Annotated in this window: 21 protein-coding genes and 1 tRNA gene; 6 read left to right on the top strand and 16 right to left on the bottom strand. The window is 53.6% G+C overall.

Annotated features, from left to right (window positions below):
• Positions 1–100: 100 nt before the first annotated feature.
• Complete coding sequence (locus ABFI50_RS09565) at positions 101–544, top strand: acetyltransferase (RefSeq protein WP_088126253.1); 444 nt, start codon at positions 101–103, stop codon at positions 542–544.
• 33 nt (positions 545–577) lie between these two features.
• On the opposite strand, the gene ABFI50_RS09570 is transcribed toward ABFI50_RS09565, so the two are convergent.
• From ABFI50_RS09570 to ABFI50_RS09585, 4 genes are all read right to left on the bottom strand, one after another.
• The gene (locus ABFI50_RS09570; protein WP_224955237.1) at positions 578–1,165 is read right to left on the bottom strand and encodes a hypothetical protein; all 588 of its coding nucleotides are present in this window, start codon (positions 1,163–1,165) and stop codon (positions 578–580) included.
• Positions 1,162–1,527 carry a tlde1 domain-containing protein gene (locus ABFI50_RS09575; protein WP_071978112.1) on the bottom strand — a complete coding sequence of 122 codons (366 nt, stop codon included), beginning with the start codon at positions 1,525–1,527 and terminating at the stop codon, positions 1,162–1,164. The genes ABFI50_RS09570 and ABFI50_RS09575 overlap by 4 nt, the downstream gene beginning before the upstream one ends.
• A gap of 9 nt (positions 1,528–1,536) precedes the next feature.
• Complete coding sequence (gene tssD / locus ABFI50_RS09580; RefSeq protein ID WP_088126254.1) at positions 1,537–2,022, bottom strand: type VI secretion system tube protein TssD; 486 nt, start codon at positions 2,020–2,022, stop codon at positions 1,537–1,539.
• Positions 2,023–2,398: 376 nt separating this feature from the next.
• On the bottom strand, positions 2,399–2,695 hold the full coding sequence (locus ABFI50_RS09585) for a SymE family type I addiction module toxin (RefSeq protein WP_050862780.1): 297 nt from the start codon (positions 2,693–2,695) through the stop codon (positions 2,399–2,401).
• A gap of 127 nt (positions 2,696–2,822) precedes the next feature.
• On the opposite strand from ABFI50_RS09585, the gene ABFI50_RS09590 reads away from it, so the two are divergent.
• The gene (locus tag ABFI50_RS09590) at positions 2,823–3,014 is read left to right on the top strand and encodes a toxin-antitoxin system HicB family antitoxin (RefSeq protein WP_088126284.1); all 192 of its coding nucleotides are present in this window, start codon (positions 2,823–2,825) and stop codon (positions 3,012–3,014) included.
• 14 nt (positions 3,015–3,028) lie between these two features.
• Here ABFI50_RS09590 and ABFI50_RS09595 read toward each other — a convergent pair whose 3' ends face one another.
• The 3 genes from ABFI50_RS09595 to ABFI50_RS09605 all read right to left on the bottom strand — a co-directional run bounded on the left by ABFI50_RS09595 (position 3,029) and on the right by ABFI50_RS09605 (position 5,245).
• The gene (locus tag ABFI50_RS09595) at positions 3,029–3,946 is read right to left on the bottom strand and encodes a retron St85 family RNA-directed DNA polymerase (protein WP_088126255.1); all 918 of its coding nucleotides are present in this window, start codon (positions 3,944–3,946) and stop codon (positions 3,029–3,031) included.
• Positions 3,936–4,877, bottom strand: a complete 942-nt coding sequence (locus ABFI50_RS09600) for a retron St85 family effector protein (protein ID WP_088126256.1) — start codon at positions 4,875–4,877, stop codon at positions 3,936–3,938. Before ABFI50_RS09600 ends, ABFI50_RS09595 begins: the two co-directional genes overlap by 11 nt.
• Positions 4,878–5,150: 273 nt before the next feature.
• Positions 5,151–5,245: transfer RNA gene (locus ABFI50_RS09605), tRNA-Sec, on the bottom strand.
• Positions 5,246–5,536: 291 nt separating this feature from the next.
• Here ABFI50_RS09605 and ABFI50_RS09610 point away from each other — a divergent pair.
• Both ABFI50_RS09610 and yicI read left to right on the top strand, forming a co-directional pair.
• Positions 5,537–6,928, top strand: coding sequence for a glycoside-pentoside-hexuronide family transporter (locus tag ABFI50_RS09610; protein ID WP_088126257.1), 1,392 nt, complete (start codon positions 5,537–5,539; stop codon positions 6,926–6,928).
• A 12-nt stretch (positions 6,929–6,940) separates the two neighbouring features.
• Entirely contained in the window at positions 6,941–9,259 is a 2,319-nt protein-coding gene (gene yicI, locus ABFI50_RS09615; protein ID WP_347485936.1) for an alpha-xylosidase, read from the top strand.
• Between the two features lie 117 nt (positions 9,260–9,376).
• On the opposite strand, the gene ABFI50_RS09620 is transcribed toward yicI, so the two are convergent.
• Positions 9,377–11,065, bottom strand: coding sequence for an AsmA family protein (locus ABFI50_RS09620; RefSeq protein ID WP_347485938.1), 1,689 nt, complete (start codon positions 11,063–11,065; stop codon positions 9,377–9,379).
• Positions 11,066–11,183: 118 nt separating this feature from the next.
• Positions 11,184–12,575 carry a xanthine/proton symporter XanP gene (xanP, locus tag ABFI50_RS09625; RefSeq protein WP_014881972.1) on the bottom strand — a complete coding sequence of 464 codons (1,392 nt, stop codon included), beginning with the start codon at positions 12,573–12,575 and terminating at the stop codon, positions 11,184–11,186.
• A gap of 224 nt (positions 12,576–12,799) precedes the next feature.
• Here xanP and gltS point away from each other — a divergent pair, with 224 nt between their 5' ends.
• Complete coding sequence (gltS, locus tag ABFI50_RS09630) at positions 12,800–14,002, top strand: sodium/glutamate symporter (protein ID WP_045269340.1); 1,203 nt, start codon at positions 12,800–12,802, stop codon at positions 14,000–14,002.
• A gap of 2 nt (positions 14,003–14,004) precedes the next feature.
• Here the strand turns inward: gltS and recG are convergent, their stop codons facing one another.
• The 5 genes from recG to gmk are packed head-to-tail and all read right to left on the bottom strand — an operon-like array spanning position 14,005 to position 19,871.
• Positions 14,005–16,086, bottom strand: coding sequence for an ATP-dependent DNA helicase RecG (recG, locus tag ABFI50_RS09635; RefSeq protein ID WP_032635294.1), 2,082 nt, complete (start codon positions 16,084–16,086; stop codon positions 14,005–14,007).
• Between the two features lie 3 nt (positions 16,087–16,089).
• The gene (trmH, locus tag ABFI50_RS09640) at positions 16,090–16,779 is read right to left on the bottom strand and encodes a tRNA (guanosine(18)-2'-O)-methyltransferase TrmH (RefSeq protein WP_014881975.1); all 690 of its coding nucleotides are present in this window, start codon (positions 16,777–16,779) and stop codon (positions 16,090–16,092) included.
• Between the two features lie 4 nt (positions 16,780–16,783).
• Positions 16,784–18,898 (bottom strand): bifunctional GTP diphosphokinase/guanosine-3',5'-bis pyrophosphate 3'-pyrophosphohydrolase, encoded by a 2,115-nt coding sequence (gene spoT / locus ABFI50_RS09645; RefSeq protein WP_014881976.1) that lies wholly within the window; start codon positions 18,896–18,898, stop codon positions 16,784–16,786.
• Positions 18,899–18,917: 19 nt separating this feature from the next.
• Positions 18,918–19,193 (bottom strand): DNA-directed RNA polymerase subunit omega, encoded by a 276-nt coding sequence (gene rpoZ / locus ABFI50_RS09650; protein WP_000135058.1) that lies wholly within the window; start codon positions 19,191–19,193, stop codon positions 18,918–18,920.
• A 54-nt stretch (positions 19,194–19,247) separates the two neighbouring features.
• Positions 19,248–19,871: a guanylate kinase gene (gmk, locus tag ABFI50_RS09655; RefSeq protein WP_014881977.1), complete on the bottom strand. Its 624-nt coding sequence runs from the start codon at positions 19,869–19,871 to the stop codon at positions 19,248–19,250.
• 251 nt (positions 19,872–20,122) lie between these two features.
• Here gmk and ligB point away from each other — a divergent pair, with 251 nt between their 5' ends.
• A complete protein-coding gene (ligB, locus tag ABFI50_RS09660; RefSeq protein ID WP_320729140.1) occupies positions 20,123–21,793 on the top strand; it encodes an NAD-dependent DNA ligase LigB in 1,671 nt (556 codons plus the stop codon).
• Positions 21,794–21,795: 2 nt separating this feature from the next.
• On the opposite strand, the gene ABFI50_RS09665 is transcribed toward ligB, so the two are convergent.
• Together ABFI50_RS09665 and ABFI50_RS09670 are read right to left on the bottom strand one after the other, a co-directional pair.
• Positions 21,796–22,413 (bottom strand): trimeric intracellular cation channel family protein, encoded by a 618-nt coding sequence (locus ABFI50_RS09665; protein WP_023331717.1) that lies wholly within the window; start codon positions 22,411–22,413, stop codon positions 21,796–21,798.
• A gap of 206 nt (positions 22,414–22,619) precedes the next feature.
• Positions 22,620–23,483 (bottom strand): YicC/YloC family endoribonuclease, encoded by an 864-nt coding sequence (locus tag ABFI50_RS09670; protein ID WP_008502687.1) that lies wholly within the window; start codon positions 23,481–23,483, stop codon positions 22,620–22,622.
• Between the last annotated feature and the right edge of the window lie 27 nt (positions 23,484–23,510).

Genomic DNA, 23,510 nt, shown 5'->3' on the forward strand with positions numbered 1-23,510 from the left:
TGTTTATTCCCTCTCCCTGAGGGAGAGGGCTAGGGTGAGGGGGGAACAAGGCGCACAGAGTGACTTGAATGAATTAGGTTTTCCAGACATGATCCCCCCCATGAAAATCGAAACCGCACACCCCTCACACTTCGAACGCCTGGTCGCGATCTGGGAATCCTCCGTCCGCGCCACCCATCACTTTTTACAGGAAAGCGATATTACGGCGCTGCGTCCGCTATTGCTCAACGCGTATCTCCCCAACCTCAAGGTCGTGATAGCCCGCGATGACGCAGGCGTTATTCACGGCTTTTTAGGGGTGGATGAAAACCGTATTGAAATGTTGTTTGTGGATGATGCGAGTCGCGGGAAGGGTGTCGGGAAACTGCTGCTTAAACACGCCATCGCAGAGTTCGGCGCGAACGAGGTGGACGTGAATGAGCAGAACCCTCAAGGGGTCGCGTTTTATCGGCATATGGGATTTGAGCAGGTCGGGCGCTCGGAACTTGACGGGCAGGGGAATGCGTTTCCGTTGCTGCATATGCGGTTGAGTGGGCAGGCTTAACGCCCTCTCCTTATGGTAGAGGGCGTTTGCAAGCTAGTTACTGGTAATTTGCCCGATAATGACGCCCCGTACTTTTTCGCCATCAAAGTAATAAGAGACCGTATTACTCTGGATGAATCCATTCTTTACTGGCGTCTCATGATAAAAAAGTACCGCTTTTTGTTTGGCAATCTCACTCTTGCCGAACCATTTAACTAAATTTCCATGACTCGCATTTAACAATGGAATATTAGCGACTGAGACGCTGACATGTCCTGTGGTTTTCGCACACTCTTTATGGCTGCCATCTTTGGATATGGCCAGCGCTGTGAGCAGTCCTGCCCCCATTTCGTTATCAGAAATAAACCAGTAATTCGTGCCATCGTCGTCATGAAGACAGATCCAACGAGCGGAACTGTCTTTGTTAACTGGTGTGCTGGAGATGTCTGCCAGATGAGTAACTTCCATTTGCACGGTTTTCTTACCGATAGTGATGATTGGGGTGAGGGGCATTGTTGTAGAAATTTCCGCCAGCGAGCCGTCTTCATCGTAATACTGGGTCGCGAAGCCGTTCATTTCATTTGCTGAGACGTACAAACTGACTGGAACGAGTAATGGCAATAAACAAAATAAATGCTTCATTTGACAATCAATACCGTATCGTTGCTTTTCCAGATACTCCTTCTGGCACTAAGAGGAGCAATGATACAGCCCTCAGAAGAGTCGTCAGGGTGCAAACTGCTTTTACCATGAATTTTGAATGAGTCCCTACCACACATATCATTTGTCGAGTAGGGCGTGAGGCTAAGAGTATATTTTCCTGTGTGGGCTGAATTATGAGGTGACCCAATAGTATAAGTACCTCGTGGCAGTGGTCCGTTGTTTTTTACACACTCTTGTGAAGGATCATTTTTGTAACCGCTGGCACCTGCGTAGTCCGCATCAAATTGATAGACACCATCCAGATAAAACTTATGCTCTTTTACATCATATTCCCAGGACATACTTTCTCCTTAAACGCGTTCTTTCCATGTATCAGAGTGAATGATGTTTCCATCAATGTAGTGCCATGTGATTTTTTCATAGGTCAGATCTACATATTCATGGTGTGTATATTGTTCATTTTGCGGATGTTTAATGTCAAACATAAGTGGTTCAATTTGAACAACTCTTGCGTTTTCTAAAGTTGTCTTAAAGTAAGCCTCTTCGAGCCCGTTATAGTTTATCCTGTAAAATATGAATTCTGCTTTTTTTAGTGTTTGCCCAGTGCATAAGGCTTTGTATAGATAAGAGGATGATGAATCAATCTCTTTCATGAATGCATAGGTGCTACAAATACGTTTTGCTGTAATTTTTCCGGACAATTTATCTACGGGTTGCTCTATAGAATGCATAAATTCAATCACTTCTATTGAACCCTCTCGATCTTTTATCTCGACAGAACCATTAATCCTCCGGCCAAAATCATCCTCAAGCCATAAGTAAACAGGTATAGCCATCTCAATCTCCTTTTATAGATTGAGAAAAAGTACTCTTCATTAATGATTTAGATTGTGACTTTCGTTTCAAGATAGAAAATAAAATATTAGGAGGTTACTAGTAACTAAGAATTGCTCTTTGAGACGTATTGGTTTCTTGGATAGATATTTGAAAACTATAGCACTGAATTATGATTTACTACCATTTTAAGGTAAGTCATAAGTTAACATAGCGTCAGGTATTGAAATGATGAATATTATTAAAATACTGTTCTTGTAAGTGAGCATTACATGTTGGGTACGAACGCTTTTTGGATGTTATCGAAGAAATCGGGCATTCCATAATGTTTTATGTTGGCTGCATGCTCAGCAGCCAACTGGATAAAAGTGGTCACAGTTATGATAATTGCAGGCTCGTCAGGGTGCGCTCGATCTGGGATAACTTTGCTTTAGTTCGTTTGTAATCTTCGAGAATCCGCTGCTCCTGCTCGTTATACGCCACCAGAACGATGCACCCTTTCATCACCTTGACCGTGACCTGCTGTCCAGTATCAAAGCCTGCGGCGCGAAGCCACTTGCCGGACAGAATGATATTGGGCGTGGATTTGTCGAAAACATTCGGGCGATATCCCACAATTAACGAACGCTCGGTTCCGGATTGGTCGGTGTCTGGGGTAGAATGCGAATCAGCCATAATCAACTCCTTGATAGTTGGTGAGGTTAGACGCTCCGGTTGTGTTCCCGCACATCGGGGCGTTGCTAGTACAGGAGGTTTAGGTGGCCTCCTATATGTGTATGAGATTAAATGGATAGGTGGCCTCATGTCAATCATTTCGCGCGAAAAAAAACCAAAAGGCGGTGGGCAGTCTCCGCAGTTTAAGATGCGGATTGATCCGGCATTGAAGGAACAGTTGGATGCAGTGGCAGCTGAGGAAGGGGTGAGTCTCGCCAGCTGGTTGAAAGAACTGGCGAGGGAGGCATTACGAAATAAAGGTATAAATCCGAAAGGTTAAATTAAAGTACACATTTAAGGAATGTACTTCTGTATCTTACTGATTGTTGCTGCCCCAAATTTAATACATAAGCTATTAATGAATAATGGTTCAACACTCGCACAATACGAAAGATAACCTTGGAGATGTTTTTTTCTTTTCGAGTCTAAATTGTCCCATTTATGGACAAGACTTCTAATCTCTCTTTTTTTATCCCTACCTAATGAAATTTTTTTATCATTTGTAATTACCAATCCTGTAACAGACATTTTTCTTTTTCGTGATGAATGTTTTGTTTTTGAACTATTTATTATAAGGTGCTTAGGGTAGTCTATATTTCTTATTATGGCTATAATCTCTGGGGTAAGATTTAAAAGAATGTTTTCTTTGTTTGTCGAGAAATACATATCGTCAGAATATCTTGTATATGTGATTCCTCTCGCTGCACATAAATCAGAAATCCTGTAATCAAGTGCTTTGCAGACTAAGTTAGAAACTCCAGGAGCAGTAACGCTACCCATCGTTAGGCGACCTTTATAACAAACTATCTTCAAAAAAAGCTCGTTATCTTCCTCAGTCCATTCCGGATGAAGTTTAGATGAGTTTTCTTTAAGGAATAGAAATATATCGTTTGAGGTAATGGATTTAAAAAAATCCACAAAATCTAGCCTAAGTAAGTATCTGTTTTCTATGTGCTGAATGGCATTTTTATATGTAGATGCGCCATCTTTGTATGCTGTACAACATGGATGAGGAATAATCCGCCTTAAAAAATCATCGTGCAAAACGCGTTGTAATAATTTTAGTTCTTTTTGAGGTTGATATATAACTCTATTTTTACCATTGTCTTTACTAATGCTAAATTTGTTATATCTTTCGTTAGCCGTATCTGCAATGTTGGAAATAAATTCAGGTGTTAATACTAAGTTATTGGAAAGATAGTTAAGAAGCATTTTTCATCACCATAGAAAGTTCTTTTTTGAATTCTTTGATAAGAATAAGATCCGATAATGCTCTTGCTCTACTTTTTAAAATGCTTTCTAATAGTTTTTTTGTAGATTCATGGTTAAAAAACTTATCAAAATCTATACACGAATAATAGGGAATTTCACCTTTCCATGATAATTTGAAAAGGCCTAAGGCAATTCCCAAAGATAACATAAAGCTAATTGTATCTCTTCCTCTGTGCTTTTCTTTGAACTCAATGATTTCTGTTGCTAATGTTGTAATTTCTTTGGCAGGTATGGGGCCTAAGGAAGCGATGACGTACAGAAGAAAGAAGAGAAGTACTTTTGGTGAGTATCTATATTTACCATATGAGTTATCTTCTGATACTGAAGAACGTAGCTTTCTGGATAATCTTTCATTGATTTCAGGGATACACGTTAAAATCGTTGAAAAATCAGTATAAATAGCTGGATTAAATTTCGAATCATTATTCACCCACATGACCGGGCCAGTATTTATAAATGAAAGGTCCCTTTCATATTTTTTATCTAGAATTGGAAGTAATTTTTTTCTCAGCCCATTGCTCAGAGAGAAAGCACCTAGTTCAGCTACGGTACCATAACTTTCAACAAGAATGATTACAATATCAGAAAAGTCTGCCAGCCATTCCTCTAATGCCAAAGCGTTAACGTTTTTTATTGTTTTACTATTGCTGATGACATCCCATGCTAATTCTGCCCTAAATGTAAGATATTCTTTATGATGTTTTTTTATATATTTCTCTAGAGTTCCTCTATTACTACATGCCTTCTCTTCGCCACCACAAATAAATAATATTTTAGGTAATGAATAACTTAGTTGAGTTAATTCGCTTGCAGAGAAATTATCTATAAAGTCTTTGCGAGCGTTTTTGTATTTTGGATGAAGAATCCACATACTATTCCCTTACACAGGTCACGAAGCGCAAGCTCGAGAAGTGTCGGCGAGACACTTCTCGATCTCGCGGTGAGAAACCACACAACTACACCGGGTCGGCTATACACCAACCACAAGAAAGCATGCTGCATGCTTTCTAACTAAGGGTAAATAACCCTATCATATTAGAAAGAATATTCAAAGTGGGTGGTGGGTGATTGTTAAGAATGCATGGAATTATTTTTGAGAGAGAAGAACGTTGGTGAACTATGTCAGGAAAAGATATTAAACTTTTGGCGGAAGATCACAGGAGTCGAACCTGCCCGGGAACGCTGGCGTCCCCAACTGGATTTGAAGTCCAGCCACCTCACCGGAGATGACGATCTTCCGCGCCTGCATTGCTACATGGAGGCGGGGCGCATTATAGCTACTTTCAGGCATTTACCACATACCCCGACACACTTTTTTCACCTCTCTTTTGACCTGTACCCCCCTGTTTCAGTTAATTCTTAAGAAAATCCTCAGGTTAGCGTTTTGTGCTCTCCGACATTTACCGCGATCACAAAAAACAAGAAACGTAATCTGCTAACCAGAAAACGCAATACCCGCTCATGAAACAATGGTTTAAAACCAATGCAACCGGTCTCAGCGCCCCCTACAGCGTGAAGGATGAATAAAAGATGAGCGAAGTATTGTCAGTAAAAGAGAAGATTGGCTACGGCATGGGAGACGCCGCCAGCCACATCATTTTTGATAACGTCATGTTGTATATGATGTTTTTTTATACCGATATATTCGGCATTCCCGCCGGGTTTGTCGGCACCATGTTCCTGCTCGCCCGTGCGCTGGATGCAATCTCCGACCCGTGCATGGGGCTGATTGCCGACCGCACCCGCAGCCGCTGGGGCAAGTTCCGCCCGTGGATTTTGTTCGGCGCCATCCCGTTCGGCATCGTCTGCGTGCTGGCCTATACCACGCCGGATCTCAGCCTCAACGGCAAAATGGTTTACGCCGCCGTTACCTATACGCTGCTGACCCTGCTCTACACCGTGGTTAACATCCCGTACTGCGCATTGGGCGGGGTGATCACTAACGACCCGACGCAGCGTATCTCCCTGCAATCCTGGCGCTTCGTGCTGGCGACGGCGGGCGGCATGCTCTCCACGGTGCTGATGATGCCGCTGGTGAACCTGATCGGCGGCGACGATAAAGCGTTCGGCTTCCAGGGCGGGATCGCCGTCCTGTCGGTGGTCGCGTTCCTGATGCTGGCGTTCTGCTTCTTCACCACCAAAGAGCGCATCCAGGTGCCGCCGAGCACCACCGCCATGCGGGAAGACCTGCGCGACATCTGGCGCAACGACCAGTGGCGCATCGTTGGCGTGCTGACCATCCTCAACATCCTCGCCGTCTGCGTGCGCGGCGGGGCGATGATGTACTACTGCACCTGGATCATGGGCTCGCCGGAAGTGTTCGTCGCGTTCCTCACCACCTACTGCGTCGGCAACCTGATCGGCTCCGCGCTGGCGAAACCGCTCACCGACTGGAAGTGTAAGGTCAGCATTTTCTGGTGGACCAACGCCGCGCTGGCGGTGGTGAGCGTGGCGATGTTCTTCGTGCCGATGCATGCCACCGTGGTGATGTTCGCCTTTATCTTCGTCATCGGCGTGCTGCACCAGCTGGTGACGCCGATCCAGTGGGTAATGATGTCCGATACCGTCGACTACGGCGAATGGACCAATGGCAAACGTCTGACCGGGATCAGCTTTGCGGGCACGCTGTTCGTGCTGAAGCTTGGCCTGGCGCTGGGCGGGGCGATGATCGGCTGGATGCTGGCAGGCGGCGGCTACGACGCGGCAGCCAAAACCCAGAACAGCGCGACCATCAGCATCATTATCGGCCTGTTTACCCTGGCCCCGGCGGTCTGCTACGTGCTGAGCGCCATTATCGCCAAACGCTACTACACGCTGAAAACCCCCTTCCTGACCAAAATCCTGCGCGAGCTGGCGCAGGGTGCGCGCCGCAATCAGCAGGAGTTTGAAAACCTACCGGTCAGCAAAGAATTGCAGAACTAAGAGGACGAAAGCATGAAAATCAGTGATGGAAACTGGCTTATTCAACCGGGTCTGAACGTGACGTATCCGGTACAGGTGTTCGACGTGGAGCAGCAGGGCAATGACCTGGTGGTGTACGTGGCGCCGCGCGACGTGCGTGAGCGCACCTGGCAGCTCGACACGCTCATGTTCACGGTGCGCCTGTTTGCCCCGCAGGAGGGGATTGTCGGGGTGCGCATCGAGCACTTCCAGGGCGCGCTGGACAACGGCCCGCACTATCCGCTGAACGTGCTGAAAGACGTGAAGGTCGAGATTGAAAACCACGCGGAATTTGCCGAGCTGAAAAGCGGAAGCGTCAGCGTGCGCGTGACCAAAGGGGAGTTCTGGGCGCTGGACTTCCTGCGTAACGGCCAGCGCATTACCGGCAGCCAGCTGAAAAATAACGGTTACGTGCAGGACACCAACACCGATCGCAACTACCTGTTTGAACGTCTCGACCTCGGCGTGGGCGAAACGGTCTACGGTCTGGGCGAGCGCTTCACCGCCCTGGTGCGCAACGGCCAGACGGTCGAAACGTGGAACCGCGACGGCGGCACCAGCACCGAGCAGTCCTACAAAAACATCCCGTTTTATCTGACCAACCGCGGCTACGGCGTGCTGGTGAATCACCCGGAAAACGTTTCGTTTGAAGTCGGCTCCGAGAAGGTCTCCAAAGTGCAGTTCAGCGTGGAAGGAGAATACCTCGAGTACTTCGTGATCGACGGCCCGACGCCAAAAGCGGTGCTCAACCGCTATACGCAGTTTACCGGGCGCCCGGCGCTGCCGCCCGCGTGGTCATTCGGCCTGTGGCTGACCACGTCGTTTACCACCAACTACGACGAAGCGACGGTTAACAGCTTTATCGACGGCATGGCCGAGCGCGACCTGCCGCTGCACGTCTTCCACTTCGACTGCTTCTGGATGAAGGCCTTCCAGTGGTGCGACTTCGAGTGGGACCCGGTGACCTTCCCGGATCCGGAAGGGATGATCCGCCGCCTGAAGGAGAAAGGGCTGAAGGTCTGCGTGTGGATTAACCCGTACATCGGCCAGAAGTCGCCGGTATTTCGCGAACTGAAAGAGAAGGGCTACCTGCTCAAGCGCCCGGACGGCTCCCTGTGGCAGTGGGATAAGTGGCAGCCGGGGCTGGCAATTTATGACTTCACTAACCCGGAAGCGTGCCGGTGGTATGCCGACAAGCTGAAAGGCCTGGTAGACATCGGCGTCGACTGCTTTAAGACCGACTTCGGCGAGCGCATCCCGACGGACGTGCAGTGGTTTGACGGATCCGATCCACAGAAGATGCATAACCATTACGCCTACATCTACAACGAACTGGTGTGGAACGTGCTGAAAGAGACCGTGGGTGAGCAAGAGGCGGTGCTGTTTGCCCGCTCGGCGTCCGTCGGTGCGCAACAGTTCCCCGTTCACTGGGGTGGTGACTGCTACGCCAACTATGAGTCGATGGCGGAAAGCCTACGCGGCGGGCTGTCGATTGGCCTGTCCGGCTTTGGGTTCTGGAGCCACGATATTGGCGGATTCGAAAACACCGCCCCGGCACACGTCTATAAGCGCTGGTGCGCGTTCGGGCTTTTATCCAGCCACAGCCGCCTGCACGGCAGTAAATCTTACCGCGTGCCGTGGGCGTACGATGACGAGTCCTGCGACGTGGTGCGCCACTTTACGCAGCTGAAGTGCCGGATGATGCCGTATCTGTACCGTCAGGCGGCGCTGGCGCGCGAGTGCGGTACGCCGATGCTGCGGGCGATGATGCTGGAATTCCCGGACGATCCGGCGTGCGATTATCTTGACCGCCAGTACATGCTGGGGGATGCGGTGATGGTCGCGCCGGTGTTCTCAGAGGAGGGCGATGTGCAGTTCTGGCTGCCTGAAGGACGCTGGACGCACCTGTGGCATAACGACGAAATTCAGGGCAGCCGTTGGCATAAGCAACAGCACGATTTCCGCAGCCTGCCAGTCTATGTGCGCGATAACACCCTGCTGGCGCTGGGCAATAACAGCCAGAAACCAGACTATGCGTGGAACGAGGGCACGGCCTTCCAGCTGTTTAACATGGAGGATGGCGCAACGGCGGTGAGTGAAGTGCCTGCGGCGGACGGCGCGGTGGCGTTTACGCTGAAAGCGTCACGAGAGGGCGATACCGTGACCCTGACCGGCGTGGGTGAGGCGCGAAACTGGTCGGTGTGCTTGCGCAACGTGCAAAAGGTGGGCGGCGTGAAAGGTGGTTCACATGCGGGAAGCGAGTGGGGCGTGGTGGTGAAAGCGGAGGGGAATGAGGTGGTGGTTCACCTCTGAGCGATAAAAATGCCCGGTGGCGCTTCGCTTACCGGGCCTACGGTAATTATGCGGTCTGATGCCCTCACCCTGACCCTCTCCCACAGGGAGAGGGAATAAAACCGCCACCCGGCTTGTTTATTGCACGGGTGTTGAAACAATGCCACCCGTCATCGTCTGCTCTACCTGCTGTTTATCCATATTCACCGCGCTCAGCTTGCCGTTCACCGTCGGCTTCAGCGGCGCATTGGCCTGCACGCTGCCGCTGGCGGTGAGTTGAATATTGCCATCGCCCGTCACCGGTAGCGCTGGCCAGCCCCACTGCTGCAGCACGTTGAGCGGCACGCCGCGCCCGTTAAGGCTTACGGTGGTTTGCCGTTGCGGCAACTGCGAAACCGTCGCCGTCGCTTCCAGAATGCCTTTCTCGGTAAATGCGCTCAGGTCGGTAATGTTCACCGCGGCGGCGTTGGCATTCAACGCCAGCGACGGACGGCGCACGTCCACGCGGTTAAAGGTCGCCGCCGCGCCGTTCAGGGTTGCGCTGCCGCTCCACACGCCCCACTGGCGGTCTTTCACCAACTGCAGGTTGGCACCGTAGCCATCCAGGGAGGTGATCTGCCACGGGAAGGCGGGATCGATGTCGATCACCAGGTTGCGGCTCAGGCCGAATTTTTGCAGCGTGACGCTGTTCAGCCAATCCGGGAGCGGCTCCATCCACAGCGTTTTCCAGTTCTGCGGCAGGGTGTACTCCAGACCGGCGATGGCGACATCGTCCAGCACCAGCGCTTTGCCGTCGCGCAGCCAGTTGCCGGAGGTGCGCACCATACCGCCTTCCCAGCGGGAGGTAAACTGGCGCAGCGCCATACCCTGCGGGGAAAACTCTGCGTTCAGGATCGGGTCAAACAGATGCAGCGAGCCGTAGATAAACTCGCTGGCGTTCATGGACAAACGCCCGTCCTGACTTTGCCAGTCGCCTTTGCTTATCGTCAGGTTGCGCAGGCTTAAATCGAGATCGGTCACCGCCCAGTCCGGGCCCTGCAGCCGGGCGTCGGTGACCTCCAGACGGCCTATTTGCAGAGAAGGGATGGTGGCCAGCGGGGCAAAGAAGGCTGTCAGCGTGTTGTCGCTCTGCAGGCGGATCTCATTCAGACGCAGGGTGTCGATAACCCAGCTTCCGTCGGCGTTACGCAGGGCGGAGCCGGTGAGCGAACCGCGCGCCATATCGGCCCCGATAGTGTTCAGCACCACCTCCTTACCGTTAAGCTGGCCCTCAATTAACACGTTGGTGGCCGGGACGCCGTTGAGGGTCAGCGAGCCTGCGCTCATCTGAATCTGCGCGTTTTTCCCCAGCACGTTGCCTGCTTCCGGCTGCCATGGGCTGACGCCGCCCGTCACCTTCTGCGCGCTCAGATCCCATTCGGTATTCGGGCTGTTAAAGGCCATGTTGCTCAGTTGAAGACGATCGGCCTGCAAGGGCAGCGGTGCCGTCTGCGGCGAGAGGTTCAGCGTGCCATCGAAAAGGGTAATGGTGTCCATATGCAGCGGATCGGTCACCTGACGGCTGCTCAGGCCGATATCAACTTTTTTGGCTACCAGCGTGGCAGGTTTACCGTCCCGCCCGAAGGTGACGTTTTCCAGAATAAGATGGGAAGGCGACGAAAAGCGGTGATTCATCTTGTCGAAACTGAGTTCGTAATCGGTATTCACCGTCACCCAGCTGCTGACCTGAGCCGCGCCCCAGCGGGTCTGGAGCAGAATATAGAGCGCCAGTATCACAATGAGCAGGGCTACCAGAAGATAGACGAGCAGCTTTCCAATAAATTTCATGGTCTTCCATCCCGCAAACGTACATAAGGGAGTTATGCACGATTTATGCGCAATCCTCAAGGCGGGAATGGTGTAAATAGATGTCACGGCAGGCATTGACTGCCTGCCGTGAAGGGGATCAGTTCTTTTCAGGCGGGAAAACGAGGTTCAGCACAATAGCGGTGATACCGCCCGCGGCGATGCCGGAAGAGAGCAGGTTTTTCACCCAGTCAGGGGCAAACTGCAGGATCAGCGGTTGCTGAGAAACGCCCAGACCCACGGCCAGCGACAGCGCGATAATCATGATCGCCCGGCGGTTCAGCGGTTCGCGGGAGACGATACGCACCCCGGACGCTGCGATAGTCCCGAACATCACCAGCGTTGCGCCACCCAGCACCGGCTCAGGAATGTGCTGCACAAAGCCGCTCACCGCCGGGAACAGGCCGAGGACGATCAGCATCAGCGCCACCACAAAACCCACGTAGCGGCTGGCGACGCCGGTCAGCTGGATCACGCCGTTGTTCTGGCCGAAGCAGGAGTTCGGGAAGGTATTGAATACCGCAGAAACAAACGAGTTCAGGCCGTTCGCCAGCACGCCGCCTTTCAGGCGCTTCATGTACAGCGGGCCGGACACCGGCTGCTCGGAGACGTCGGAGGTAGCGGTGATATCGCCGATGGTCTCCAGAGAGGTGATCATAAAGACCAGCATCAGCGGCAGGAGCAGACCCCAGTCAATGCCCAGACCGTAGTACAGCGGCGTGGGGACGGTGATCAGCGCGCTGTTGGTCGGTGCGGTGTTCTCCGGCAACATGCCCAGCGCCCACGCCAGCAGATAACCGGCTGCCATGGCGATCACCAGAGAAGCCACGCGCAGGTAAGGGTTACGCTGGCGGTTAAGCAGAATAATGATCGCCAGCACGACGCCCGCCAGCAGCAGGTTTTTCGGCGCGCCGAAGGTATGGTCGCTCATTGCGGCATAGCCGCCGCCGATGGAGGTGAGGCCGACCTGAATCAGCGACAGGCCGATAATCATCACCACCACGCCGGAGACCAGCGGGGTAATGACGCGGCGCGCCAGATGCAGCACGCGGGAGATGACCATCTCCGTGCAGCTTGCCAGCATCAGGGTGCCGAACAGCGCCGCCATCATGGTCGGGACATCCGCACCGCCGGTTTTCAGGGCTGTGCCGCCCATGATCAGCGGTGCCACGAAGTTAAAGCTGGTACCCTGGATCGACAATAATCCCGACCCCACCGGACCCCACGCTTTAATTTGAATAATTGAGGCCACGCCAGAGGCGAAGAGGGACATACTGATGATGTGCTGCGTATCCTGCGCCGGTAAACCGAGCGCCTGGCAGATCAGCAGCGCCGGGGTGATCACCGCGACAAACATCGCCAGAAGATGCTGGCAGGCCGCGAAAAGCGTCTGAGGCAGTGGCGGGCGATCTTCAAGGCGGTAAATCAGTTCGCTATTTTGCTTCTGCGCAATCGGTTGCGCATCAGGCGACTCTATGGTGTTAACGGACATCGGCGGCAATCCCACGGTGGAAAAGCGGGCATTTTATCTGACCACCTGGTAAAAGCAAACGATTGCCAGCAAAAAAAGGGAAGAAAATCTGCCGTTGTGAGCAGGTTTTCTACAACCCGTCGGGAAAAAAAATTACACTTTTTGCGCCGGTGGCTCATGAAGAGCGCAAACCGGCCAGGATAACGCCGCGTGTGTATGGAACACGCGCATAACAGGAGCCTTTTATGATTCATCTCGATACGTTGTCGACCCTTGTTGCCGCAACGCTGGTTCTGCTGCTTGGTCGCAAGCTGGTACATAGTGTTTCCTTTCTGAAAAAGTACACCATTCCTGAACCTGTCGCCGGTGGTTTGCTGGTGGCGCTGGCCCTGCTGGTACTGAAAAAAAGCATGGGCTGGGAAATTGATTTTGATATGTCCCTGAAAGATCCGCTGATGCTGGCCTTCTTTGCCACCATCGGCCTGAACGCCAACCTGGCGAGCCTGCGCTCTGGCGGTAAGGTGCTCGGCGTATTTCTGATTGTGGTGGTGGGACTGCTGCTGATGCAAAACGCTATTGGCATCGGCATGGCGACGCTGCTGGGGCTGGATCCGCTGATGGGGCTGCTGGCAGGTTCGATTACCCTCTCAGGCGGCCATGGTACCGGAGCCGCGTGGAGTAAGCTGTTTATCGAGCGTTACGGCTTTGAAAACGCAACGGAAGTGGCGATGGCCTGCGCAACCTTTGGTCTGGTGCTGGGTGGCCTGATTGGCGGCCCGGTGGCCCGTTATCTCGTTAAACATTCCACCACGCCGAATGGCAGACCGGACGATGAAATGGTGCCCACCGCGTTCGAAAAGCCGGATGTCGGGCGCAGCATCACCTCGCTGGTACTGATTGAAACCATCGCGATGATTGCCATCTGCCTGACCATGGGCAAAGTGGTTGCGCAATGGCTGGCGGGTACAGCGTTTGAACTTCCGACCTTTGTCTGCGTGTTGTTTATCGGGGTCATTCTGAGCAACGGTCTGGCGCTGATGGGCTTCTACCGCGTGTTTGAACGTGCGGTATCGGTGCTCGGTAACGTCTGTCTGTCGCTGTTCCTGGCGATGGCGCTGATGAGCCTCAAACTGTGGGAGCTGGCCTCGCTGGCGCTGCCGATGGTGGCGATTCTGGCGGTGCAGGCACTGTTTATGGCACTGTACGCCATGTTCGTGACCTGGCGCCTGATGGGGAAAAACTACGATGCAGCGGTGCTGGCAGCGGGTCACTGCGGGTTTGGTCTGGGGGCAACCCCAACGGCTATTGCCAACATGCAGGCGATCACCGAACGGTTTGGGCCATCGCACATGGCGTTTCTGGTGGTGCCAATGGTCGGGGCGTTCTTTATTGATATCGTCAACGCGCTGGTGATTAAGCTGTACCTGATGCTGCCGATGTTTGCCTGAGATCAGGCGTTGGAATAGCGCTCGGTTTCCGGCATCCAGCGCTCAATTAACGCTGCCGCCTGTTCGGGGTAGCGTTCATGAATATGGCGTGCGAGGCGCTGAACTTCCGGGATCATGGCCTGATCGCGCAGCAAATCCGCCACCTTAAATTCGGCATTTCCCGTCTGACGCGTGCCCAGCAATTCGCCCGGGCCGCGTATCTCAAGGTCTTTTTGTGCAATCACAAAACCGTCGTTGCTGTCGCGCAGCACCTGCAAACGCATCTGGGCAGTTTTTGAGAGCGGCGCTTTATAGAGCAGCACGCAGTGGGAGGCCACTGCGCCACGCCCAACGCGCCCACGCAGCTGGTGGAGCTGAGCAAGGCCAAGACGCTCCGGGTTTTCGATGATCATCAGGCTGGAGTTGGGGACGTCGACGCCCACTTCAATAACCGTCGTCGCGACCAGTAAATGCAGCTCACCCTGTTTGAACGCCTGCATCACCGCCTGTTTTTCGGCAGGCTTCATGCGCCCGTGAACCAGACCCACGTTTAGCTCCGGCAGCGCCAGCTTTAGCTCTTCCCACGTTGCTTCAGCAGCCTGCGCTTCAAGCAGTTCTGACTCTTCAATCAGGGTGCAGACCCAATAGGCCTGACGCCCTTCGTGGGTACAGGCGTTGCGCACGCGGTCGATGATATCGCTGCGGCGCGTATCCGGTATGGCGACCGTCGTGACCGGCGTACGCCCCGGCGGCAGTTCATCGATGGTGGAGGTATCCAGATCGGCATAGGCGGTCATCGCCAGGGTGCGCGGGATTGGCGTGGCGGTCATGATCAGCTGATGCGGATGGAAGCCCTGCTGCAGCCCTTTTTCCCACAGCGCCAGACGTTGATGCACGCCGAAGCGGTGCTGTTCGTCGATAATCACCAGCGCAAGGCCGTTAAACTGTACCTGCTCCTGGAAGATAGCGTGTGTGCCGACAATCATCTGCACCTGGCCGCTGGCGATGGCTTCCTGCTGCGCAAGACGCGCTTTGCCTTTTTGCTTCCCGGCAAGCCAGCCTACCTCAATCCCGAGCGGCGCGAACCAGGCGCGGAAATTATTGGCGTGCTGTTCAGCCAGCAGCTCAGTCGGCGCCATCAGCGCCACCTGTTTACCGTGGGCAATCGCGCGCAGTGCTGCCAGGGCGGCAACCAGCGTTTTACCTGACCCGACGTCGCCCTGCACCAGGCGCATCATCGGCACGTCGAGGGCCATATCGCGTTCAATCTCGGCCGTTACGCGCGCTTGAGCGCCGGTCGGCTTAAACGGCAGAGAGGCCAGCAGCTTATCTTTGAGCGCATCATTCTGGCTTAACGGCTGAGCGTGGAAACGCTGCGCGCCTGCGCGAAGCGCCAGCATGCTCAGGTTATGTGCCAGTAATTCCTCAAGGATAAGACGCCGTTGTGCGGGATGTTTGCCGCTTTCTAAATCGCTGAGCTGTAATGTGGGTGGTGGACGATGCAGTGTGCGCAATGCCTCGGGCAGGCTCATCATGCCCTGTGCCAGCTCGGGGGGCAGAAGTTCGGTAATCGCGCAGGTATCCAGCAGCTCCAGCGCCTGATCGGTGAGTTTACGCAGCGTTGCCTGCTTAATGCCTTCAGTCGTCGGGTAAACCGGCGTAAGCGTCTCCTGCAGTTCCGGTGTGCTGAGGTCGCCCTGCACGCGGTACTCCGGGTGGATCATCTCTGCGCCGTATTTACCGCGTTTGGCTTCGCCATAGGCCAGCACTCGGCGGCCTGTCGCCAGGCTGTTTTTCATCGCTGCGCTGAAGTTGAAAAAACGCATGGTGAGAATGCCGGTACCGTCGCTGATCTGACAGGTCATCATCCGGCGTCCACCAAACGTGATGTTGCAGTTCAGGACTTCGCCTTCAACGGTGGCGTAAATGGCAGGCAGCAGATCGCCAATTTTGTAGAGCTGAGTGCGGTCTTCGTAACGCAGAGGGAGGTGCAGGAGGAGATCCTGCACGGTATGCAGGCCAATTTTTGCCAGCTTACTGCTTTGCGCCGCGCCCACGCCCGTCAGGCTATTGAGCGGAATGGCATCCAGCAGGCGGCCTTTCATCAGTTACCCGGCGTACTGCATAGTGGACCACCACTCGGCATCGGCTTCAATTTCGCCCTGCGCGTTGACGTGGGGGTAAGGCAATTTTTTCTGCTTCGCGACGCGAGCCAGCACCGGATAACCGCCTTCAAACAGCAGGCGCTGCTGTTCCTCTTCCGGCAGCATACTGTTGCTGCGCTCGTACATTCCGGCGTTCTGGCGCTGGCGCTGCGCTTCATACAGAATCAGCGCAGAGGCAACCGACACGTTCAGAGACTGAACCATACCGATCATCGGGATGATGATGTCCTGATCCGCCAGATCCAGCGCTTCCTGGGTGATCCCGGTTTTCTCCTGCCCCATCAAAATGCAGGTTGGGCGGGTGTAGTCGATCTCGCGGAAATCCACAGCTTTAGCAGAAAGGTGAGTCGCAAGAACCTGCATACCGCGGCCTTTCAGGTGCGATACGGCTTCACCAATCGTCTGATGCGTTTTGACGGATACCCAGCTGTTGCTGCCTGCGGCAGCAGACACCATGTTTCGCATGCGGGTGCCCGGCCAGACGGCGTGCACTTCATGCACGCCGACGGCGTCTGCGGTACGAACGATAGCGGAGACGTTATGAGGCTTATGAACCTGCTCCATGCAGACCGTCAGGTCAGGCTGACGCCTGGCGAGCATTTCGCAGATACGTGTATAACGTTGTGAATTCATAAACCTAGTTTCGGTTTCGGGTAACTTTAATCACGTCCGGCATGACGCGGATCTTGCGCATAATATTCGCCAGATGCACGCGGTCGCGGGCGGTCAGACGAATAAAGGCGCTATAAACGCGGCCGTCTTTTTCTTCCGTATTCAGGCTCTGAATGTTGGACGAGGCCGTGTTGATCGCTGCCGTCAGGTTTGCCAGGGCACCCTGGTGATTGAACATATCCACCTTAATTTCGGTGATAAATTCCTGCGCCGTCTCTTTGTCCCACTCGACCGCCATAAACTTCTCGGCTTCTTTCTGGTAGCCGCGAATGTTACGACAGGATTCATGGTGGATAACCAGCCCTTTGCCGGGGCTGACGTGCGCAATAATCGGGTCACCGGGGATTGGACGGCAACATTTTGCGAAGGTGATCAGCACCCCGTCCGCGCCTTTGATTGGCAGATGAGCGTGGCCGGATGCGCCAGGAGCAGAAGGTATCGCTTCGCCCTGCTGCAGGTTTTTCGCCACCACGACGCTCATGGCGTTACCGAGACCAATTTCCGCCAGCAGATCGTCCAGAGACGTGAGCTTCATGCGGTCGAGTTCGCGCTGGATATGCTCTGGTGGAATTTCAGCCAGCTTACGGCTACCACCCAACGCGTGGTTGAGCAGACGGCGTCCCAGGCTGACGGAGTCGTCGCGCTTGAGGTTTTTCAGCAACTGGCGAATTTTGGCGCGCGCTTTGGAGCTCACCACAAAGTTCAGCCAGGCCGCGTTCGGGCGTGCGCCCGGTGCGGTAATAATTTCTACCGTCTGGCCGCTGGAGAGCGGCTGAGACAGCGGGTAAGGCTGTCTGTCGACGCGTGCGCCCACGCAGGCATGCCCGATATCGGTATGTACTGCGTAAGCAAAGTCGACCGGCGTTGCGCCCGCAGGCAGTTCGACAATGCGACCTTCTGGGGTGAAAACGTAAATCTCATCCGGGAAGAGATCGGATTTCACGCTCTCGATAAATTCAAAGGAGCTACCCGCACTCTGCTGCAGTTCCAGCAGGCTCTGCATCCAGCGCTGGGCGCGGATCTGTGCAGTCGTGCTGCTTTCGCCACCGTGCTCTTTATACGCCCAGTGCGCGGCAACACCCATCTCTGCCATCTGGTCCATGTCTTCGGTGCGGATCTGCACTTCGACAGGCACGCCGTGTGGACCGATCATCGAGGTATGCAAAGATTGATAGCCGTTCGCTTTTGGAATAGCGATGTAATCTTTCATGCGCCCCGGACGCGGTTTGTAGAGGCTGTGCATCTGCCCCAGCACGCGATAGCAGGTATCGGCATCGTGGACGATCACGCGGAACGCGTAAATATCCATGATCGAGTGAAAACGCTGCTCTTTGAGCACCATTTTGCAGTAAATCGAGTACAGATGTTTCTCGCGACCGCTGACGCGGCACGGAATACCCGCTTCCTGTAAACGCCCTTCAATTTCCGAGAGGATCTTTTGAATCATCTCTTTACGGTTACCGCGTGCGGCTTTCACCACCTCTTTAATGACGCGATAGCGGTTCGGGTATAACGCTTCAAAACCCAGCTCTTCCAGCTCGGTTTTAATGTGGTGAATACCTAAACGGTGCGCCAGCGGACTGTAAATTTCCAGGGTTTCACGAGCAATGCGGCGACGCTTGTCCGGGCGAAGTGAGCCCAGCGTGCGCATGTTGTGGGTACGGTCAGCGAGTTTGATGAGAATGACGCGGATATCCTGCACCATCGCCATAATCATCTTGCGGAAGTTTTCGGCTTGTGCCTCTTTCTTGTCGCGGAATTTCAGCTTATCAAGCTTAGAGACCCCTTCCACCAGTTCGGCAACGCTTTTGCCAAACAGCTGTTCCATATCCTGGTAGGTGGCAGGGGTATCTTCGATCACGTCATGCAGCAGAGCAGCCATCAGCGTTTCGTAGTCGAGTTTCATCTCGGCCAGAATGCAGGCTACCGCAACAGGGTGCGTGATGTAGGGTTCACCGCTTGAACGTGTCTGGCCCTCGTGAGCGTCACGTGCAACGAGATACGCCTGCTGAAGACGCTTAATCTGGTCTTCAGGCAGGTAGGTTTGAATCAGTTGATTCAGGCTTTCAAACAGATACAAGGGCGACCCGCAGGTTTAATTAACGACGACCTTCAGCAATGGCGGTTACGGCCTGCAGTTCTGCGGCTTCCTGCTCTTGCTGCTCCTGGCGCTCACGCACGTCGAGGATCTGGTTGTTGATCAGACCTTCTTCGATTTCGCGAAGTGCAATAACGGTGGTTTTATCGTTTTCTTCCGGTACCAGCGGATCTTTACCGCCTACCTGCATCTGACGAGCGCGACGCGCGGCGACCAGTACCAGGTCAAAACGGTTACCAATTTTCTCTACAGCGTCCTGAACAGTTACGCGTGCCATACTTAAAATGCTCCACAGGTGAAGAAATGACTGGGCATGATACTGAAAGTGGGTTCAGTCTGCCAACAGTTTGGTGATTAATGCGTCATGTCGCTGCTTCTGGCGGCTCATACGCAGACGTTCTGCGCGAAGGATGGTTTTGAGATCGCTCAGCGCGGCATCAAAATCATCATTCACAATAAGGTAATCATATTCCGCGTAATGGCTCATTTCTGCAACTGCCTGGGCCATACGCTTTGCAATCACGTCTTCGCTGTCCTGACCGCGGCCACGCAGACGGCGATCCAGCTCATCTTTCGATGGCGGTAAAATAAAGATACTGCGTGACTCCGGCATTTTCTTGCGAATTTGCTGTGCGCCCTGCCAGTCGATATCCAGGAAGACATTCACGCCCGTGGCCAGAACCTGCTCAATGGTTTCACGCGAGGTACCGTAGTAGTTACCAAACACTTCAGCGTGTTCAAGAAACGCATCCCTGGCGATCATCGCTCTGAACTCGTCGTGATCCACAAAGAAATAGTGTTCACCGTGCACTTCACCCGGACGCGGCTGACGCGTGGTGTGAGAAACAGATACCTGTGTGTCGTACAACGGTTGGGTTTTTAACAGTGCCTGAATAAGGCTGGATTTACCCGCGCCACTAGGGGCAGAAACAATATAAAGCGTGCCTTGAGCCATGAGAGTCTTTTGTATGTGTTAGCGAAGAAGTCCTACATACGGGCTTATTATACACGTCGGCGCAGTGTGACGTAGCCTTTGTCACACTTTTTCCCCTGGATTATTGAATTTTGCGTACCGTTTTCAGGTTTTACCCGCGGTTTGCTGCAATAAAAATGAATACTGGATAGCGTCTCGCATGATGAGAAGTTGTTATTAGCCATGTTTCTCACGTCAGGTTATACCTCCGGCATTGCAAAGGAGGGGTAGCGATGTGGCGATGGATAAGCGGGTTAATGCTGTTGTGGTGTGGTTATGGGGCGGCGGTGTGTCCGGTGTGGTCACAGGCTAAAGCCGGAAAAGAGATTGCATCCTTAAGCGCACAGATCAAACGCTGGGATGAAGCCTACTGGAAGCAGGGCGTCAGCGAGGTCAACGACGAGATATACGACCAGCTCAACGGACGCTTAGCCCAGTGGCAGCGCTGTTTTGGCCAGGATCTCTCAGAGAACACCTTACCTGCGCTGACGGGAAGCGTAAAACATCCTGTTGCCCATACGGGGGTACATAAGGCCGCCAGCAAAGAAGCGCTAGGTCAGTGGATGCGAGGCCAGAAAAATCTCTGGATGCAGCCAAAAGTCGACGGCGTGGCGGTGACGCTGGTGTATCGCAACGGAAAGCTCACCCAGGCTATCAGTCGTGGTAATGGGTTAAAAGGTGAGGACTGGACCGCTCGCGTGCGTTTGATTCCGTCAGTGCCTAAAGAGGTATCCGGCGCGCTGGCAAACAGCGTCCTGCAGGGGGAGCTTTTCTGGATGCGCGAGAATCACATTCAGCGGCAGATGGGCGGAATGAATGCACGCGCAAAAGTGGCGGGAGCGATGATGCGGCAGAACGACGGTGCGCTTCTGAACCAGACAGGAATATTTATCTGGGCCTGGCCGGATGGTCCGAAAGAGATGAAAAGTATGCTTTCTGCGCTGTCCGGAGCAGGGTTTTCCATGACGGCGTCCTATACCTTGCCCACCCGAACGGTTGATGAAGTTGAAAAGCAGCGTTTGGCCTGGCAAAACACAGCATTACCCTTTGCCACGGATGGCATTGTGGTTCGGTCCGCGGAGTCGCCTTCAGGGGAGCGCTGGCTGCCTGGCGAAGGCAACTGGGTCATGGCGTGGAAATATCCGCCAGTTGCGCAGGTTGCTGAGGTCAGGGATATTCATTTTTCAGTTGGGCGTACGGGTAAAATTTCCGTCGTGGCGGCGCTGGAGCCGGTGCAACTGGATGATAAACAGGTACAGCGGGTGAGCCTGGGGTCGGTTGGACGCTGGCAGAGGCTGGATATTGCCCCTGGCGATCAGATCCAGGTGAGCCTTGCCGGGCAGGGTATCCCACGGTTTGATAAGGTTATCTGGCGAGGAACGGACAGACAAAAACCTGAACCACCGGCCTCGCGTTTTCACTCCCTGAGCTGTTTTTATGCTTCGCCAGAGTGTATGGAACAGTTCTTCGCCCGGTTGACATGGCTCAGTTCTAAGCAGGTATTCAACATTGAAGGATTAGGCGAGTCAGGCTGGCGAACACTCTGGCAGGCGCATCATTTTGAACATCTCTTCTCATGGCTGCTCTTAACGCAGGCGCAGCTCCAGTCTACGCCGGGGTTTTCTCCAGCGCGTGGGCTGGCGCTCTGGCATCGCTTCAACCTGGTACGTGAACAACCTTTTATCCACTGGATGATGGCGTTGGGTGCGCCATTGCCACAAGCCTCGCTGAAGGCGTTGGGGGATATGTCATGGCAACAGATGCGTGAACGCAGCGCAAAGGCTTGGCAGGCCTTGCCGGGTACGGGGGAAGAGAGGGCGCGGCAGATCGTGAGCTGGATAAATGCACCAGAGATTGATGTGCTGGTCCGGTGGCTTGCCCGGCAGCACATCAACGGTTTCTGAGATCAGTGTACGCCGTGCTTATAGTGAAACACGGGCAGCCCCAGCTTCAGACGCAGCGCCAGCATGCGGGCCGTAAAGCCAAACAGCAGCGTAGAGATAACCACCACATCATGGTTAGAAACATAGTGCTGCAGGGCGATGTAGAGCACCGCTGCGGCGAAGGAAATGCCGGCATACAGCTCTTTTTGAAAGACCAGGGGAATGCGTTTGCAGAACATATCGCGCAGTACGCCGCCAAACACCCCTGTGACCACAGCAGCAATCGTGGCGATAACCGGCCCTTCACCCATATCGAGCGCGATCTGTGCACCGATGATAGAAAAGACAATCAGCCCCAGCGCATCCAGCACCAGAAACAGGCGGCGCAGATGGGGCATAACGGGTGCCACAATGGTGGTTAATACGGCGGCTGTTGCCACGATAATCACATACTCAGGGTGTTTAACCCAGCCGAGAGGGTAATGGCCAAGCAGGATATCGCGCACGGATCCGCCGCCCAGCGCGGTCGCGGTGGCAATAATGATCACGCCGAAGGTGTCCATGCGGCGTCGTCCGGCTGCAAGTGCGCCGGTCATGGCTTCTGCGGTGATACCAATAAGATAAAGAGTGTGAAGCAGCATATACCCTCCGGTCAGAACGCGGGCAGGTTAGCGATTTGTGCGCAAGATCACGATTGAGATTTTCTAAGGTGAATCCCTTTGCGCTATAAAAATTTATTCATTTCCCTTAAAGGGGCCTGATAAATGGAGGTAAGGAAGGAGAGTGGGTGGAAATTCGGATTAAAAATACTAATGGGTGGTGTCCAGTGGACACCACCTGAAAGCGATTACTCGATATTCTGGATCTGCTCGCGCATTTGCTCAATCAGCACCTTCAGCTCGATCGCTGAGTTGGTTACTTCAGCATTGATCGACTTAGATGCCAGGGTGTTCGACTCGCGGTTGAACTCCTGCATCATAAAGTCGAGGCGGCGGCCTACCGCTTCCTTCTTCTTCAGGATGTTGTAGGTCTCTTTCACGTGTGCTTCCAGACGATCCAGCTCTTCGGCAACGTCAATACGCTGCGCCATCAGCACCAGCTCTTGTTCCAGACGGGTGTTTTCCAGCTGAACTTCCGCTTCTTCCAGTTTGGCTACCAGACGCTCGCGCTGCCATTGCAGCACTTCCGGCATATGGGTGCGGACTTTTGCCACTTCGGCGCTTACGCCTTCAAGACGCTGCTCAATCATCGCTTTCAGCGCCTGGCCTTCGGTTTCGCGGGCAACGATAAAGTCATCCAGGGTTCCGTCGAGGGCGGCAAGGATTTCGGCGGCGATGGCATCCAGATCCTGCTCACCGGCAGCCATGACGCCAGGCCAGCGCAGAATATCAACCGGGTTGATTTCGCCTTCATCACTTTGCATTTTGACCCAGTTCGCCGCATTCACGAGCTGTTTAGCCAGTTTTTCATTCAGGATCAGTTCGCCCTGCGCACTGGCATCAGGCTCAAAACGCAGGTTACATTCCACTTTACCGCGCGTCAGACGAGTACGGATGCGCTCGCGTACAACGGGCTCGAGGCTGCGGAACTGCTCCGGCATACGGAAATATGTTTCCAGATAGCGCTGGTTTACCGAGCGCATTTCCCAGGTAGCGCTACCCCAGCTACCCTTGATTTCACGCCGGGCGTAGGCGGTCATACTGCGGATCATAGACATTCCCGTTTTTAAAGGAGAGAT

Origin of the sequence: Enterobacter sp. HNDS-6, assembly GCF_039850505.1 — a bacterium.
In the GTDB taxonomy this organism is placed as follows: domain Bacteria; phylum Pseudomonadota; class Gammaproteobacteria; order Enterobacterales; family Enterobacteriaceae; genus Enterobacter; species Enterobacter kobei.